Origin of the sequence: Lelliottia sp. AC1, assembly GCF_023278595.1 — a bacterium.
Taxonomy (GTDB): Bacteria; Pseudomonadota; Gammaproteobacteria; order Enterobacterales; family Enterobacteriaceae; genus Enterobacter; species Enterobacter nimipressuralis.
Map to the genome: position 1 here is coordinate 3438486 of NZ_CP025699.1, position 13972 is coordinate 3452457.

The 13972-nt window shown below is 56.6% G+C and carries 15 protein-coding genes; 3 read left to right on the forward strand and 12 right to left on the reverse strand.

Annotated features, from left to right (window positions below; all coding sequences use genetic code 11):
• The first annotated feature begins 47 nt into the window (after window positions 1-47).
• Window positions 48-2609, forward strand: a complete 2562-nt coding sequence (mutS, locus tag C0560_RS16340; RefSeq protein WP_181826768.1) for a DNA mismatch repair protein MutS — start codon at window positions 48-50, stop codon at window positions 2607-2609.
• Between the two features lie 16 nt (window positions 2610-2625).
• Here the strand turns inward: mutS and C0560_RS16345 are convergent, their stop codons facing one another.
• A complete protein-coding gene (locus C0560_RS16345; RefSeq protein ID WP_181826769.1) occupies window positions 2626-3513 on the reverse strand; it encodes a LysR family transcriptional regulator in 888 nt (295 codons plus the stop codon).
• 109 nt (window positions 3514-3622) lie between these two features.
• On the opposite strand from C0560_RS16345, the gene C0560_RS16350 reads away from it, so the two are divergent.
• Both C0560_RS16350 and C0560_RS16355 read left to right on the forward strand, forming a co-directional pair.
• A complete protein-coding gene (locus C0560_RS16350; RefSeq protein ID WP_181826770.1) occupies window positions 3623-4831 on the forward strand; it encodes an MFS transporter in 1209 nt (402 codons plus the stop codon).
• Window positions 4828-5205 (forward strand): DUF4440 domain-containing protein, encoded by a 378-nt coding sequence (locus tag C0560_RS16355; protein ID WP_181826771.1) that lies wholly within the window; start codon window positions 4828-4830, stop codon window positions 5203-5205. The genes C0560_RS16350 and C0560_RS16355 overlap by 4 nt, the downstream gene beginning before the upstream one ends.
• A 49-nt stretch (window positions 5206-5254) precedes the next feature.
• Here the strand turns inward: C0560_RS16355 and rpoS are convergent, their stop codons facing one another.
• The 11 genes from rpoS to cysN form a co-directional block, all read right to left on the reverse strand.
• The gene (gene rpoS, locus C0560_RS16360) at window positions 5255-6247 is read right to left on the reverse strand and encodes an RNA polymerase sigma factor RpoS (protein WP_095283101.1); all 993 of its coding nucleotides are present in this window, start codon (window positions 6245-6247) and stop codon (window positions 5255-5257) included.
• A 60-nt stretch (window positions 6248-6307) separates the two neighbouring features.
• Window positions 6308-7432: a murein hydrolase activator NlpD gene (gene nlpD / locus C0560_RS16365; RefSeq protein ID WP_248859076.1), complete on the reverse strand. Its 1125-nt coding sequence runs from the start codon at window positions 7430-7432 to the stop codon at window positions 6308-6310.
• A 116-nt stretch (window positions 7433-7548) separates the two neighbouring features.
• A complete protein-coding gene (locus C0560_RS16370; protein ID WP_100779139.1) occupies window positions 7549-8175 on the reverse strand; it encodes a protein-L-isoaspartate(D-aspartate) O-methyltransferase in 627 nt (208 codons plus the stop codon).
• The gene (gene surE / locus C0560_RS16375; RefSeq protein WP_100779138.1) at window positions 8169-8930 is read right to left on the reverse strand and encodes a 5'/3'-nucleotidase SurE; all 762 of its coding nucleotides are present in this window, start codon (window positions 8928-8930) and stop codon (window positions 8169-8171) included. Before surE ends, C0560_RS16370 begins: the two co-directional genes overlap by 7 nt.
• Window positions 8911-9960, reverse strand: a complete 1050-nt coding sequence (gene truD, locus C0560_RS16380; RefSeq protein WP_123428685.1) for a tRNA pseudouridine(13) synthase TruD — start codon at window positions 9958-9960, stop codon at window positions 8911-8913. The genes surE and truD overlap by 20 nt, the downstream gene beginning before the upstream one ends.
• The gene (gene ispF / locus C0560_RS16385; RefSeq protein ID WP_017457714.1) at window positions 9957-10436 is read right to left on the reverse strand and encodes a 2-C-methyl-D-erythritol 2,4-cyclodiphosphate synthase; all 480 of its coding nucleotides are present in this window, start codon (window positions 10434-10436) and stop codon (window positions 9957-9959) included. Before ispF ends, truD begins: the two co-directional genes overlap by 4 nt.
• A complete protein-coding gene (gene ispD, locus C0560_RS16390) occupies window positions 10436-11146 on the reverse strand; it encodes a 2-C-methyl-D-erythritol 4-phosphate cytidylyltransferase (protein ID WP_107702939.1) in 711 nt (236 codons plus the stop codon). The genes ispF and ispD overlap by 1 nt, the downstream gene beginning before the upstream one ends.
• Window positions 11147-11165: 19 nt before the next feature.
• Window positions 11166-11477, reverse strand: coding sequence for a cell division protein FtsB (gene ftsB / locus C0560_RS16395; protein WP_100779135.1), 312 nt, complete (start codon window positions 11475-11477; stop codon window positions 11166-11168).
• Window positions 11478-11555: 78 nt separating this feature from the next.
• A complete protein-coding gene (locus C0560_RS16400) occupies window positions 11556-11879 on the reverse strand; it encodes a DUF3561 family protein (RefSeq protein WP_100779134.1) in 324 nt (107 codons plus the stop codon).
• Window positions 11880-11938: 59 nt separating this feature from the next.
• Window positions 11939-12544, reverse strand: coding sequence for an adenylyl-sulfate kinase (gene cysC, locus C0560_RS16405; protein ID WP_100779133.1), 606 nt, complete (start codon window positions 12542-12544; stop codon window positions 11939-11941).
• A complete protein-coding gene (cysN, locus tag C0560_RS16410) occupies window positions 12544-13971 on the reverse strand; it encodes a sulfate adenylyltransferase subunit CysN (protein WP_100779132.1) in 1428 nt (475 codons plus the stop codon). The genes cysC and cysN overlap by 1 nt, the downstream gene beginning before the upstream one ends.
• Between the last annotated feature and the right edge of the window lies 1 nt (window position 13972).

Consider the following 13972-nt stretch of genomic DNA (forward strand, 5'->3'; position numbering starts at 1 on the left):
GGTCGCTCAAAACGCAACAATTTCAAAGAAATGGATATCATAACTCCATGAGCACAATCGACAATTTAACCGCGCATACCCCGATGATGCAGCAGTACCTGAAACTGAAAGCTCAGCATCCGGAAATTCTGCTGTTTTATCGTATGGGCGACTTTTACGAGCTTTTCTATGACGATGCCAAACGGGCGTCGCAGCTGCTCGACATCTCTCTGACCAAACGTGGCGCGTCAGCAGGTGAACCGATCCCGATGGCCGGGATCCCGCATCATGCAGTGGAAAACTATCTGGCGAAACTGGTGAATCAGGGTGAATCCGTTGCCATCTGCGAACAGATAGGCGATCCGGCGACCTCCAAAGGCCCCGTCGAGCGCAAGGTGGTGCGCATCGTTACGCCGGGTACCATCAGCGACGAAGCGCTGTTACAGGAGCGTCAGGATAACCTGCTCGCCGCCATCTGGCAGGACAGCAAAGGCTACGGCTACGCCACGCTGGATATTAGCTCCGGGCGTTTTCGCCTGAGCGAACCCGCCGACCGTGAAACCATGGCGGCAGAGCTGCAACGCACCAATCCGGCGGAACTGCTTTACGCCGAAGATTTCGCCGAGATGGCCCTGATTGAAGGGCGTCGTGGTCTGCGCCGTCGCCCGCTGTGGGAGTTCGAAATTGACACGGCTCGCCAGCAGTTAAACCTGCAGTTTGGCACCCGCGACCTGATTGGTTTTGGTGTAGAGAACGCCCCGCGCGGTCTCTGCGCTGCAGGCTGCCTGCTGCAGTACGTGAAAGACACGCAGCGCACCACCCTGCCGCACATTCGCTCAATTACCATGGAGCGTCAGCAGGACAGCATCATCATGGATGCCGCTACGCGCCGTAATCTGGAGATCACTCAGAATCTGGCCGGTGGGGTTGAAAACACGCTCGCTTCGGTGCTCGACAGTACCGTCACGCCGATGGGCAGCCGTATGCTTAAACGCTGGCTGCATATGCCGGTGCGCGATACGGCAGTGCTGAAAAGCCGCCAGCAGACCATTGGCGCGCTGCAGGATCGCTTTACAGAATTACAGCCCGTGCTGCGTCAGGTGGGCGATCTGGAGCGTATTCTGGCCCGTCTCGCACTGCGCACTGCGCGTCCGCGCGATCTGGCCCGTATGCGCCACGCCTTCCAGCAGTTGCCTGAACTGCGCGCGCAGCTGGCGGAAGTCGACAGCGCGCCGGTGCAAAAGCTGCGCGAAAGCATGGGTGAATTTACCGAGCTGCGCGAGCTGCTGGAGCGCGCGGTTGTGGAAGCACCGCCGGTGCTGGTTCGCGACGGCGGTGTGATTGCCCCGGGTTACAACGAAGAGCTGGACGAATGGCGCGCCCTGGCAGACGGGGCCACTGATTATCTGGATAAGCTTGAAATCCGCGAGCGCGAGCGTCTGGGCCTGGATACCCTGAAAGTCGGCTACAATGCGATTCACGGCTATTACATCCAAATCAGTCGTGGACAGAGTCACATGGCGCCGATTCACTACGTTCGTCGCCAGACGCTGAAGAACGCCGAACGCTACATCATTCCAGAGCTGAAAGAGTACGAAGACAAAGTTCTTACCTCCAAAGGCAAAGCCCTGGCATTGGAAAAGCAGCTTTATGAAGAGCTGTTCGACACGCTCCTGCCGCACCTGGCTGATATGCAGTTGAGCGCAAGCGCGCTTGCCGAGCTGGATGTGCTGGTAAACCTGGCAGAACGCGCTGATACGCTCAATTACACCTGTCCGACGTTCAGCGACAAACCAGGTATTCGCATTGCCGAAGGGCGTCATCCGGTGGTTGAGCAGGTGCTCAACGAGCCGTTTATCGCCAACCCGCTGAATCTCTCCGCCCAGCGTCGCATGCTGATCATCACCGGCCCGAACATGGGCGGTAAAAGTACCTATATGCGTCAGACTGCGCTTATCGCCCTGCTGGCTTATATCGGCAGCTATGTTCCGGCGCAGAGTGTGGAGATCGGTCCTATTGATCGCATTTTCACCCGCGTGGGGGCGGCGGACGATCTGGCCAGTGGCCGCTCGACCTTCATGGTCGAGATGACCGAAACCGCCAACATTCTGCACAACGCGACGGAAAACAGCCTGGTGCTGATGGATGAGATCGGTCGTGGTACCTCTACCTACGATGGTCTTTCCCTCGCATGGGCCTGCGCTGAAAGTCTTGCGAATAAGATCAAAGCGCTGACCCTGTTTGCGACGCACTATTTTGAACTGACGCAACTGCCAGAGAAAATGGAGGGTGTCGCCAACGTTCATCTGGATGCGCTTGAGCACGGCGATACCATCGCTTTCATGCATACGGTGCAGGACGGAGCGGCCAGCAAGAGCTACGGCCTGGCCGTTGCCGCGCTGGCGGGCGTGCCAAAAGAGGTGATTAAACGCGCGCGCCAGAAACTCCGCGAGCTGGAAAGCCTGTCGCCGAACGCTGCTGCGACGCAGATTGACGGCTCACAGATGTCGTTGCTGACGCTGGCAGAAGAGACCTCCCCGGCGCTCGAAGCGCTGGAGAATCTCGATCCAGATTCTCTGACGCCGCGTCAGGCGCTGGAGTGGATCTATCGCCTGAAAAATCTGGCGTAAATTACCTCAGGCAACATTAACCGGCTCGGGTGCGCAGATAGTCGATAAACACGCGCACCTTAGCCGAGACATGCTGCGCATCGGGATAGACCGCATAAATGCCCTGCTGCGCAAAGGTGTAGTCGGGTAAGACGTGTATCAGCCGCCCCTTTTCCAGTGCATTTTTTACCAGCCATTCTGGCAGCAATGCCACGCCCGCTCCCGCGAGCGCAAACGCCATCAGCGCCTGAGCGCTGTCGGCAAATAATCGTGCAGGACGCGTGATCTCTAACAGCGCTTTTTTTCCACAGGCATCCGTCACCTGCCAGCGTAGCGGCGCAGGAAGGCGGTCATGAATCAGCCACTCGGCCTGCGCCAGGGCGTTCAGCGAATCAACCGGGTGTGCAGAGAGCCATTCAGGGGCGGCCACGGGCAAAATCGTGAAACGCGAAATCTGCGCGGCGTGATAGCGAGAGTCGGCCAGCGTTCCCAGCCGAATGGCGACGTCAAAACGCTCTGCAATCAAATCGGCATGATGCGACGACGCAACGTGGCGTATCCGTAAATCCGGATGAAGACGACTGAACTCCGCCAGAACCGGGATAATCACCTGCGCACCGTACTCCGGCGTCGAGGTGATTCGCAGCTCACCGCTCAGCCCAACGTGGCTGGCCCTGACTTCATCCTGCAAATTCTCCGCCGCTTTTAACAGCTCGACACCGCGCTGATAAAAGAGCGCGCCCGCTTCCGTGAGGGTGATTCTGCGCGTAGAGCGCAGGAGTAACGTTACGCCCAGCTCATTCTCCAGCTGGCGAATATTAAAACTAACAACGGCTTTGGTTTGCCCAAGCGTAGTGGCCGCCGCGGTAAAACTGCCGGTATCCACCACCGCCACGAAAATCGTCATTCGTTGTAGATTGAGCATTGCTGAGTGCCATTACTGTCAAAATTATTTTGACAGTATATCGCCAGCGATGCCGTTTATCCCACGCTTTCTGGCAGATACATTACCGCTCCTTAACAGAGGGTAAATCATGACGTATCGCCATAAAGTCGCCATCGTGTTTCTGCTGGGCTTTTTTCTCGACCTCATCAATATGTTTATCGCCAGCGTCGCGTTCCCGGCGATGGCGGTGGTGCTAAACGCATCCGCCCCTGCGCTGGCATGGGTCAGTAATGGCTACATCGCTGGCATGACGCTGGTCATCCCTTTTAGCGCCCTTATCACCCGCAGGATTGGCGCAAAGCGCCTTTTTATTCTCTCCCTGACCCTGTTCTGTGCTGCGGCGTCCGCCGCCGGGCTGGCGGAGTCACTGAGCCATCTTATCTTCTGGCGGGTGCTTCAGGGAGCGGGCGGGGGTCTGCTGATCCCGGTTGGGCAGGCCCTGGCGTGGCAACAGTTTAAACCCCACGAGCGGGCCGGATTATCGACAGCGGTGATGCTGGTCGCCCTGCTCGCTCCCGCGAGTGCGCCGGCGCTGGGGGGAGTGCTTATTCAGTTCTTTAGCTGGCGATGGATCTTTTTTGCACCGCTGCCGCTTGCGGTCGTCACGCTGCTGCTCGCCTGCCTGTGGCTCAAAAACGACACCACGGCATCAGGGCCTGCTCGTTTACTGCATTTGCCGCTGCTGTCCGACCCGCTGCTGCGCTTCGCGATGCTGATCTATTTATGCGTACCGGGGATTTTCATTGGCGTGAACGTGGTCGGCCTGTTTTATCTGCAGAGTGTGGTAAAGATGACCCCGGCGGCAACGGGTGCGCTGATGCTCCCCTGGTCGCTCGCCTCGTTTATCGCCATTTCCGCTACCGGCAAATATTTCAACCGTCTTGGCCCACGCCCGTTGATAATCACCGGCTGTCTGCTGCAGGCGGCGGGAATCGCGGGTTTAGCAGTAGTATCAGCGACAACCCCTGAATACATCATCATCGCCCTCTTCGTACTGATGGGAGCTGGTGGCAGTCTGTGCAGCAGCACCGCACAAAGCACCGCTTTTCTTAACGTGGCCTTTGACGAAATGCCGGACGCCAGCGCGCTGTGGAATATCAATCGCCAGCTGAGTTTCCTTCTGGGGGCTACGCTGCTGGCCGTGATGTTGAGCACTCTGCAACAGATTTTCACCCCCCTTCAGGCCTGGCACGGGACATTCATTCTTGCAGGCCTCATCACGCTTGTACCGCTGTTTAGCGCGATCCGCCTGAACAACCAGCAGGTACTTATCCACCTTCATAAGGAACCATCATGAATCTGTTTAAAGACGAAATCATCGACGCGCACATTGCCATTGAAAACTGGCTCGGCAAAGGCGAAGGCGATCACGACGCGCTAATGGCGCATTTCTGCGAGGGATTTACCATGGTGACACCGACCGGGGCATGCCTGGATTATCCTGCCCTGAGCGCGTTCTTTCTGGCACAGCGCGGCAGCCGTCCGGGGCTTTCCATTTTAGTCGACAATGTGGACGTGCTGGAGGCGTGGCCGAATGGCGCAGTGCTACGTTATCGCGAAGTGCAACATCAGCCTTCAGCGCCAACGACCCTGCGATGGTCAACCGTGGTATTACGTCAACAAGGAGATAGCGTGCTCTGGCGCCATCTTCACGAAACAGTCGAACGTTAGAAAAGAAAAAGGCCCGTCTCTCGACGGGCCTTTTTTGATGAAAAGGTGCTTATTCGCGGAACAGTGCTTCGATATTCAGCCCTTGTCCCTGCAGGATTTCACGCAGGCGACGCAAACCTTCTACTTGAATCTGACGAACACGTTCACGAGTCAGGCCAATCTCACGGCCAACATCTTCCAGTGTCGCAGCTTCATACCCCAGCAGACCGAAACGACGTGCCAGCACTTCACGCTGTTTGGCGTTCAGTTCGAACAGCCATTTGACGATGCTCTGTTTCATATCATCGTCTTGCGTGGTGTCTTCCGGGCCGTTGTCTTTTTCATCGGCCAGGATGTCCAGCAGCGCTTTTTCAGAATCGCCACCCAGCGGGGTGTCGACGGAGGTAATGCGCTCGTTAAGACGCAGCATACGGCTTACGTCATCAACCGGTTTATCGAGCTGCTCGGCAATCTCTTCCGCACTTGGCTCGTGGTCCAGTTTATGGGACAACTCACGTGCAGTACGCAGATAGACGTTCAACTCTTTGACGATGTGAATCGGCAGGCGGATCGTACGGGTTTGGTTCATAATCGCCCGTTCGATAGTCTGACGAATCCACCAGGTCGCGTACGTAGAGAAACGGAACCCACGTTCTGGGTCAAACTTCTCAACGGCGCGGATCAGGCCCAGGTTGCCCTCTTCAATCAGATCCAGCAGTGCCAGACCACGATTGCTGTAACGACGAGCAATTTTCACCACCAGACGCAAGTTACTTTCGATCATGCGGCGGCGTGAGGCTACATCTCCACGCAATGCGCGACGCGCGAAATAGACTTCTTCTTCGGCCGTTAACAGTGGGGAATAACCAATCTCCCCAAGGTAAAGCTGAGTCGCGTCAAGCACACGCTGTGTGGCGCCCTGCGATAACAGCTCTTCTTCAGCTAAATCGTTATCACTGGGTTCCTCTTCAACCAAGGCTTTCTCATCAAAAGACTCGGCTCCGTTCTCATCAAATTCCGCATCTTCATTTAAATCATGAACTTTCAGCGTATTCTGACTCATAAGGTGGCTCCTACCCGTGATCCCTGAACGAGACACCCTGAAGTGGTATGTCCCGTCAAATTATCGCTGCGGTAAATATTGCAGCGGGTTTACGGATTTCCCCTTGTAACGAATTTCAAAATGCAAGCGTGTAGAACTGGTGCCGGTGCTACCCATGGTAGCGATTTTTTGCCCCGCCTTGATTTCTTGTTGTTCCCGGACCAGCATTGTATCGTTATGGGCGTAGGCACTCAGGTAATCATCGTTATGTTTGATGATAATAAGATTACCGTAACCGCGCAGAGCGTTACCGGCATATACAACGCGTCCATCTGCGGTCGCGATGATTGCCTGTCCCTTACTTCCTGCGATATCGATCCCTTTGTTTCCCCCCTCGGAGGAAGAGAAGTTCTCGATAACCTTGCCATCAGTCGGCCAACGCCAGGTTGAAATTGGCGCACTGGCGGTTTGACTGCTGGCAGTCGGTACGGAAGAGCTAACCACAGGTGCCGTAACCGGTGCTGTGACGACAGTCGCAGACGGCTTATTATTCGGCAACATTTTGTTAGCACTCTGTTCACCTGAGTCTTCAGAATACGTAATTGTTGGTTGTGAAGCAACCACCGCGGTGGTATTTTGCGCAGGTTTCACACTATTGTTTTGCGCGGTGACATCCGCGGCTGAAACAGAGTTGCCTGGGGTCAGCGGCGTACCGGTCGCATTACCGACCTGCAGCGTCTGGCCGACTTCCAGGCCATACGGGGCTTGTACGTTGTTTCGCTGGGCGAGGTCACGGAAATCGTTCCCGGTGATCCACGCGATATAGAACAGCGTGTCGCCACGTTTTACGGTGTAGGTGCTGCCGCCCGCATAACTTCCTTTCGGAATGTTCCCATACTTGCGGTTATAGACTATGCGGCCATTCTCAGTCTGCACAGGTTGTTGCACTGGCTGAATCTGAGTTGGCTGCGTGATCGGCGTTTGAACAGGCTGGATCTGCGGAGTTTGCTGCGGTGCCGCAGTGCCCATTTTAGGCGGAGGCGTAATCAGCATTCCACCGGAAGTATTCCCCGAATTGCTGCTCCCGCCGACTGAGCTCACTGGCGCAGGGGGGTTATTAGAACTCGTGCAACCTGCCAGCCAAAGCGAAACCAATGACAATGCCGCGACACGGCTGATGGTGAATTTCGGGCTTCCCGCGCTCATTTATCCCCCAGGAATGTGTTAACTACCAGTGACTTAAAATTAACCGTGATGGCTTGAACCTTTTGCGCCACACCATACGCTGAATTTTTCCGAATAACCCTGGAAAATTCCGAGTATCAGGCAAGCTCTCCCTTAACAAGAGGCACAAAACGCACGGCTTCAACGGTATCGATAATGAACTCGCCGCCCCGTCGACAAACACGCTTCAGAAGCTGTTGTTCATCGCCCACCGGCAAAACGAGAATACCGCCATCGTCCAGCTGCGCCAGAAGCGCGGCCGGGATCTCAAGCGGTGCTGCCGTCACGATAATGGCATCAAATGGCGCGCGGGCCTGCCAGCCCTGCCAGCCATCGCCGTGACGAGTGGAAACGTTGTGTAAATCAAGCTGTTTAAGGCGACGACGGGCGTGCCACTGCAAGCCTTTAATCCGCTCGACGGAGCAGACGTGATGGACGAGATGGGCCAGAATTGCCGTCTGATACCCTGAACCGGTGCCGATTTCCAGCACCCGGGATTCCGGCGTCAGCTCCAGCAGCTCCGTCATGCGCGCAACCATATACGGCTGTGAAATCGTCTGCCCTTGCCCGATCGGCAAGGCTACGTTTTCCCACGCTTTGTGTTCAAACGCCTCATCCACAAATTTCTCACGCGGAACCTGTGAGATTGCCTCAAGCACACGCTCGTCGGTGATGCCCTGAGTGCGTAATTGAGTCAGAAGAGCTTGTACACGTTTACTTACCATTGTGTGTTCACCCCGGCACGTTCCAGCCAGCCTGAGACCACATCTTGCGCGTTATAGGCGGTTAAATCTACGTGCAGCGGCGTAACGGACACATAGCCTGCATCCACGGCCGCAAAGTCCGTATCTGGCCCGGCGTCGCACTGCTCGCCAGGAGGACCAATCCAGTAAAGCGTATTTCCGCGCGGATCTTGCTGAGGGATCACCTGATCGGCTGGATGGCGACTGCCACAGCGCGTCACGCGAATACCTTTGATCTCGGCAAGAGGCAGATCCGGCACGTTGATATTCAGAATGCGACCGGTGCGCAGCGGCTCACGGCTGAGGGCGCGCAGGATCGAACAGGTGACGGCAGCAGCCGTATCGTAATGGGTGTAACCATTGAGCGAGACCGCCAGCGCCGGGAACCCGAGATGACGCCCCTCCATCGCTGCTGCAACCGTTCCGGAGTAGATCACGTCGTCGCCCAAGTTTGGGCCAGCGTTGATGCCTGAGACCACCACGTCCGGGCGCGGGCGCATCAGTGCGTTCACGCCGAGGAAAACGCAGTCCGTTGGCGTCCCCATTTGCACCGCGATATCGCCGTTTTCATAGGTAAAAGTGCGAAGGGACGACTCCAGCGTTAATGAGTTGGAGGCACCGCTGCGGTTACGATCGGGAGCAACAACCTGCACCTCGGCAAACTCGCGAAGGTGTTTAGCCAGCGTCTGAATTCCAGGCGCATGGATCCCATCATCGTTACTCAGCAATATTCGCATAGTCACCCGACGTATTGATTAGTTCCCTGACAACACTGGTGGCAAAGCTCCCTGCCGGCAGCCAGAAACGTAACTCTACGGTTACGTCATCCCACCAGTTCCAGCTTAGCTGCTGCGGATAGAGCAGCATCGCGCGGCGTGCCGCTTCAACTTTCTCCCGCACCAGCAATGATTGTAATTCTGTCGCCTCTGCAACCGCCGCCTGCTCCGCGACCAGCGCGTCGCCCTGCGTTCCCCACTCTCCCGAGCCGGGCAGCGCGGCGGTAATCAGCAGCGTTTTATTGTCGACGCGTGCCTGCAGATCGGCCATTTCATCGCTTGTGGCGACAAACCAACTGCCGCGTCCCGCTAATTGTAGCGCATCGCCGACAACAACTTGATTCGCGTCCGTTTTTTTCAGTCGTTCGCTCACAATCTGATTAAACAACGCACTGCGGGCTGCCGACAACCAAAAACTGCGTTTATTCCTGTCGCGAACCGGGGCATTGCTCTGCGCCCAGCGCAGCGCCCCCTGCAAATTGCTGCCGCCAATCCCGAAACGCTGGGTACCGAAATAGTTCGGCACGCCCTGCTCGTTAATGGCCGTCAGACGTTTTTCGACGTCATCACGGTCTGTGACTTCACGCAGCACAAGAGTAAACGTATTGCCCTGAAGCGCCCCCAGGCGCAGCTTGCGCTTGTGGCGGGCGTACTCCAGCACTTTACAGCCTTCAAGCTCAAATTTGCTTAAATCAGGCATCGCATTGCCCGGCACGCGCGCGCACAGCCACTGTTCTGTGACCGCATGTTTGTCTTTTTGCCCCGCAAAGCTCACTTCACGGGCATGAATCTTGAGGAATTTTGCCAGCGCATCGGCCACAAAACGGGTGTTGCAGCCGTTTTTCAGAATACGCACCAGAATATGCTCGCCTTCGCCGTCCGGCTCAAAGCCGAGATCTTCCACGACCACGAAATCTTCTGGGCTGGCTTTCAGCAGGCCATTTCCCTGTGGTTTGCCGTGCAGATACGTCAGGTTAGCAAAGTCGATCATTTGGCCGCCTTCACCAGCAGCGCCACAGCCTCACAGGCGATACCTTCGCCGCGACCGGTAAAGCCGAGCTTCTCGGTGGTGGTCGCTTTGACGTTAACGTCATCCATATGGCAGCCGAGATCTTCCGCGATAAAAACGCGCATCTGCGGAATGTGCGGCAGCATTTTTGGCGCCTGAGCGATGATCGTCACATCGACATTACCGAGGGTATAACCCTTCGCCTGAATCCGGCGCCAGGCTTCACGCAGCAGCTCGCGGCTGTCCGCGCCTTTAAATGCCGGATCGGTGTCCGGGAACAGTTTACCGATATCGCCCAGCGCAGCCGCGCCGAGCAGAGCATCGGTTAAGGCATGCAGCGCAACATCGCCATCAGAGTGCGCGAGTAAGCCCTTCTCGAAGGGAATGCGTACGCCGCCAATGATAATCGGGCCAACGCCGCCAAAGGCGTGTACGTCAAAACCGTGTCCAATTCGCATTATGCCTTCTCCTGAGGGATCGTACGGGTAAGATAAAATTCCGCGAGCTGTAAGTCTTCCGGGCGCGTCACTTTTATATTATCAGCGCGCCCCTCAATCAGCTCAGGGTGAAAACCGCAATACTCCAGCGCCGAGGCTTCGTCGGTGATGGTGGCGCCTTCATTGAGCGCGCGGGTTAAACAGCTTTTGAGCAGTTCGCGGGGGAAAAACTGGGGGGTCAGCGCGTGCCATAAATCGACGCGCTCAACGGTATGGGCGATAGCTTGCACGCCCGGCTCAGCGCGCTTCATGGTGTCGCGCACGGGCGAGGCCAGAATGCCACCCGTGGCGCTGGTTTCGCTGAGCTTAAGCAGACGGGCCAGATCGTCCTGATGCAGGCAGGGGCGTGCAGCGTCGTGTACCAGCACCCACTCGGCATCACCCGCCGCGCGAAGGCCTGCAAGAACGGAGTCGGCGCGCTCTGTGCCACCATCAACGACGGTAATCTGTGGGTGATTTGCCAGCGGTAGATCGGCAAAACGGGCATCGCCCGGACTGATGGCGATCACGACGCGCGTCACCCGTGGGTGCGCCAGCAGCGCCGCGACGGAGTGTTCAAGGATCGTTTTATCGCCAATGGAAAGGTACTGCTTAGGACACTCTGTTTGCATGCGCCGACCGAAACCTGCTGCCGGTACCACAGCGCATACATCCGAAAAAGTCACTGCCATGTCGTAATCCTGGGCCTGATTATCGATTGTTTTGTGCTGAGCCCTGACTGCGTTTAGACGCATCCGGCACCAGACGATAAAAAGTTTCGCCCGGCTTAGTCATACTGAGTTCGTTGCGTGCGCGTTCCTCAATCGCCTCTTGCCCGCCATTGAGGTCGTCAATTTCGGCAAAGAGTTGATCGTTTCGCGCTTTGAGTTTTGCATTTGTTGCCTGCTGTGCCGTGACGTCATCATTGACGCGGCTGTAGTCGTGAAGACCGTTCTTACCAAACCACAGCGAATACTGTAGCCAGACCAGCAAAGCCAGCAACAGCAGTGTTAATTTACCCATCCAGCCCCCTGAAAAACGGCATCATCATCCCATAACTTTCCGTTCGACTCTACTCTGGGGTTTTAATTATGTCGCAAGTTAGCCCATCAGCCATAAAAACAGCAGGCCGAAAATGATGACCACGGTGGCAATGGTGATAATGGTGCTGTAGAACAGGCGGCCATTCAGCAGCGAGTGCAGCGCAATGCCAACCACAACCGCGACGGGCATCAGCGCGAGAAAGAACGGCCAGGTGTAGAGGAAGAAAAACAGCGTATTGCGGCCATAGATCAGAAATGGGATGCCGAGCGCCAGCAACCACGAGACGAAGCCGACCACGGCCCCAGGAAGTGACCAGGTCGTGTCGTCATCAGTCGATACGGTGTCCGACGTGGTGATAATGTAATTCTCACTGTTACGCATAGCAGATCCTGTGACCATGACACATCTTACGGGCAGCGAGCTATCCGTTCGATACCGTCTCAGGATCTGATAATATCGCCCTGTCTGAGCAGGTCTAATAATTGGCCTACTAAATTTGTTACCAATTGTTGACCTTCCAGGTGAATCTCTGGTGATTCAGGGGCTTCGTAAACCGAGTCAATGCCGGTGAAATTACGCAGCTCGCCCGCACGGGCCTTTTTGTAAAGCCCTTTCGGATCGCGCGCTTCGCACACCGCAAGCGGCGTATCGACAAACACTTCGATAAACCGCTCGTGACCCACGCGCTCGCGCACCATCTGTCGCTCGGCGCGATGTGGCGAGATAAAGGCGGTTAATACGACCAGCCCTGCATCAGCCATCAGGCTCGCCACTTCCCCTACGCGGCGAATGTTCTCTTTACGATCGTCATCGCTAAATCCCAAATCGCTGCACAGGCCGTGGCGCACGTTGTCGCCATCGAGCAGATAGGTACTGACCCCCTGCTGATGCAGCGCCTCTTCCAGCGCTCCGGCCACGGTGGATTTACCGGAGCCAGACAGCCCGGTAAACCACAGCACAACCCCACGATGACCGTGGAGTTGTTCGCGCGCGGCAACGGTTACCGGATGAGGATGCCAGACGACGTTCTCATCGTGCTGCGCCATTATTTTCCTCCCAGCAAATCGCGTGCGCCCCAGTGCGGGAAGTGTTTGCGAACCAGCGCGTTCAGCTCCAGCTCAAAGGCGCTGAATTCAGAAGGCGCTGCGGTTGCCTGCTCGTGCGGCTCGCGCACCATCCCGGCACCCACGGTGACGTTAGTCAGCCTGTCGATAAAGATCAGGCCGCCCGTTACCGGGTTTTGCTGATATTTGTCGAGCACCAGTGGCTCATCAAAAGTGAGATCCACCAGACCAATACCGTTCAGCGGCAATTCTGAAACCTGGTGCTGCGCCAGATTGTTGATGTCCACCTGATAGTGAATGCTATCGACGCGCGCACGGGTTTTCTTGCCCGCGATTTTGATGTCATAGCTTTGGCCCGCCGTCAGCGGTTGCTCTGCCATCCACACCACGTCCAGGGACGCGCTTTGCACGGCCGGCACGCTCTCCTGCGCATCCAGCAGCAAATCACCGCGGCTAATATCAATCTCGTCCTTCAGTACCAGAGTCACCGCTTCGCCCGCGCCCGCTTCCGGCAAATCGCCGTCGAAGGTGACAATACGGGCAATGGTCGATTCGACGCCGGACGGCAGCGCTTTCACGCGCTGACCAACTTTCACCACGCCGGAAGCAATCGTCCCGGAGAAGCCACGGAAATCGAGGTTTGGACGGTTGACATATTGCACCGGGAAGCGCATCGGCTGGCTTTCCACGGGGCGTTGAATTTCGACGGTTTCCAGCACTTCCAGCAGCGTCGGGCCGCTGTACCACGGCATGTTCACGCTCTGGGAGGCCACGTTATCGCCCTCCAGCGCGGAGAGCGGCACAAAGCGAATATCCAGATTACCCGGCAGCTGCGCGGCGAAAGTCAGATAGCTCTGGCGGATCTCCTCGAATTTTTCTTCGCTGAAATTCACCAGATCCATTTTGTTGACTGCCACCACCAGGTGTTTGATGCCGAGCAGCGTGGAGATAAAGCTGTGGCGACGGGTCTGATCGAGCACGCCTTTGCGCGCGTCCATCAGCAGGATCGCCAGCTCACAGGTCGAGGCGCCCGTGGCCATGTTACGGGTGTACTGCTCATGCCCTGGGGTGTCGGCGATGATGAATTTGCGCTTTTCGGTAGAGAAATAGCGGTACGCCACGTCGATGGTAATCCCCTGCTCGCGTTCAGCCTGCAGGCCATCCACCAGCAGCGCCAGATCGAGTTTTTCGCCCTGGGTGCCGTGACGTTTGCTGTCATTGTGCAGGGAGGAGAGCTGGTCTTCGTAAATCTGACGCGTGTCATGCAGCAGTCGGCCAATCAGGGTGCTTTTCCCGTCATCGACGCTGCCGCAGGTCAGAAAGCGCAGCAGGCTTTTGTGCTGCTGGGCGTGCAGGTAAGCTTCCACGCCGCCTTCATCAGCAATTTGTTGTGCAATAGTGGTGTTCATG

What these genes read in the sequence shown, in the direction of transcription:
- mutS (WP_181826768.1), top strand. Translation starts at nt 48, where the DNA reads ATGAGCACAATCGACAATTTAACCGCGCATACCCCGATGATGCAGCAG.
- C0560_RS16345 (WP_181826769.1), bottom strand. Translation starts at nt 3,513, where the DNA reads ATGCTCAATCTACAACGAATGACGATTTTCGTGGCGGTGGTGGATACC.
- C0560_RS16350 (WP_181826770.1), top strand. Translation starts at nt 3,623, where the DNA reads ATGACGTATCGCCATAAAGTCGCCATCGTGTTTCTGCTGGGCTTTTTT.
- C0560_RS16355 (WP_181826771.1), top strand. Translation starts at nt 4,828, where the DNA reads ATGAATCTGTTTAAAGACGAAATCATCGACGCGCACATTGCCATTGAA.
- rpoS (WP_095283101.1), bottom strand. Translation starts at nt 6,247, where the DNA reads ATGAGTCAGAATACGCTGAAAGTTCATGATTTAAATGAAGATGCGGAA.
- nlpD (WP_248859076.1), bottom strand. Translation starts at nt 7,432, where the DNA reads ATGAGCGCGGGAAGCCCGAAATTCACCATCAGCCGTGTCGCGGCATTG.
- C0560_RS16370 (WP_100779139.1), bottom strand. Translation starts at nt 8,175, where the DNA reads ATGGTAAGTAAACGTGTACAAGCTCTTCTGACTCAATTACGCACTCAG.
- surE (WP_100779138.1), bottom strand. Translation starts at nt 8,930, where the DNA reads ATGCGAATATTGCTGAGTAACGATGATGGGATCCATGCGCCTGGAATT.
- truD (WP_123428685.1), bottom strand. Translation starts at nt 9,960, where the DNA reads ATGATCGACTTTGCTAACCTGACGTATCTGCACGGCAAACCACAGGGA.
- ispF (WP_017457714.1), bottom strand. Translation starts at nt 10,436, where the DNA reads ATGCGAATTGGACACGGTTTTGACGTACACGCCTTTGGCGGCGTTGGC.
- ispD (WP_107702939.1), bottom strand. Translation starts at nt 11,146, where the DNA reads ATGGCAGTGACTTTTTCGGATGTATGCGCTGTGGTACCGGCAGCAGGT.
- ftsB (WP_100779135.1), bottom strand. Translation starts at nt 11,477, where the DNA reads ATGGGTAAATTAACACTGCTGTTGCTGGCTTTGCTGGTCTGGCTACAG.
- C0560_RS16400 (WP_100779134.1), bottom strand. Translation starts at nt 11,879, where the DNA reads ATGCGTAACAGTGAGAATTACATTATCACCACGTCGGACACCGTATCG.
- cysC (WP_100779133.1), bottom strand. Translation starts at nt 12,544, where the DNA reads ATGGCGCAGCACGATGAGAACGTCGTCTGGCATCCTCATCCGGTAACC.
- cysN (WP_100779132.1), bottom strand. Translation starts at nt 13,971, where the DNA reads ATGAACACCACTATTGCACAACAAATTGCTGATGAAGGCGGCGTGGAA.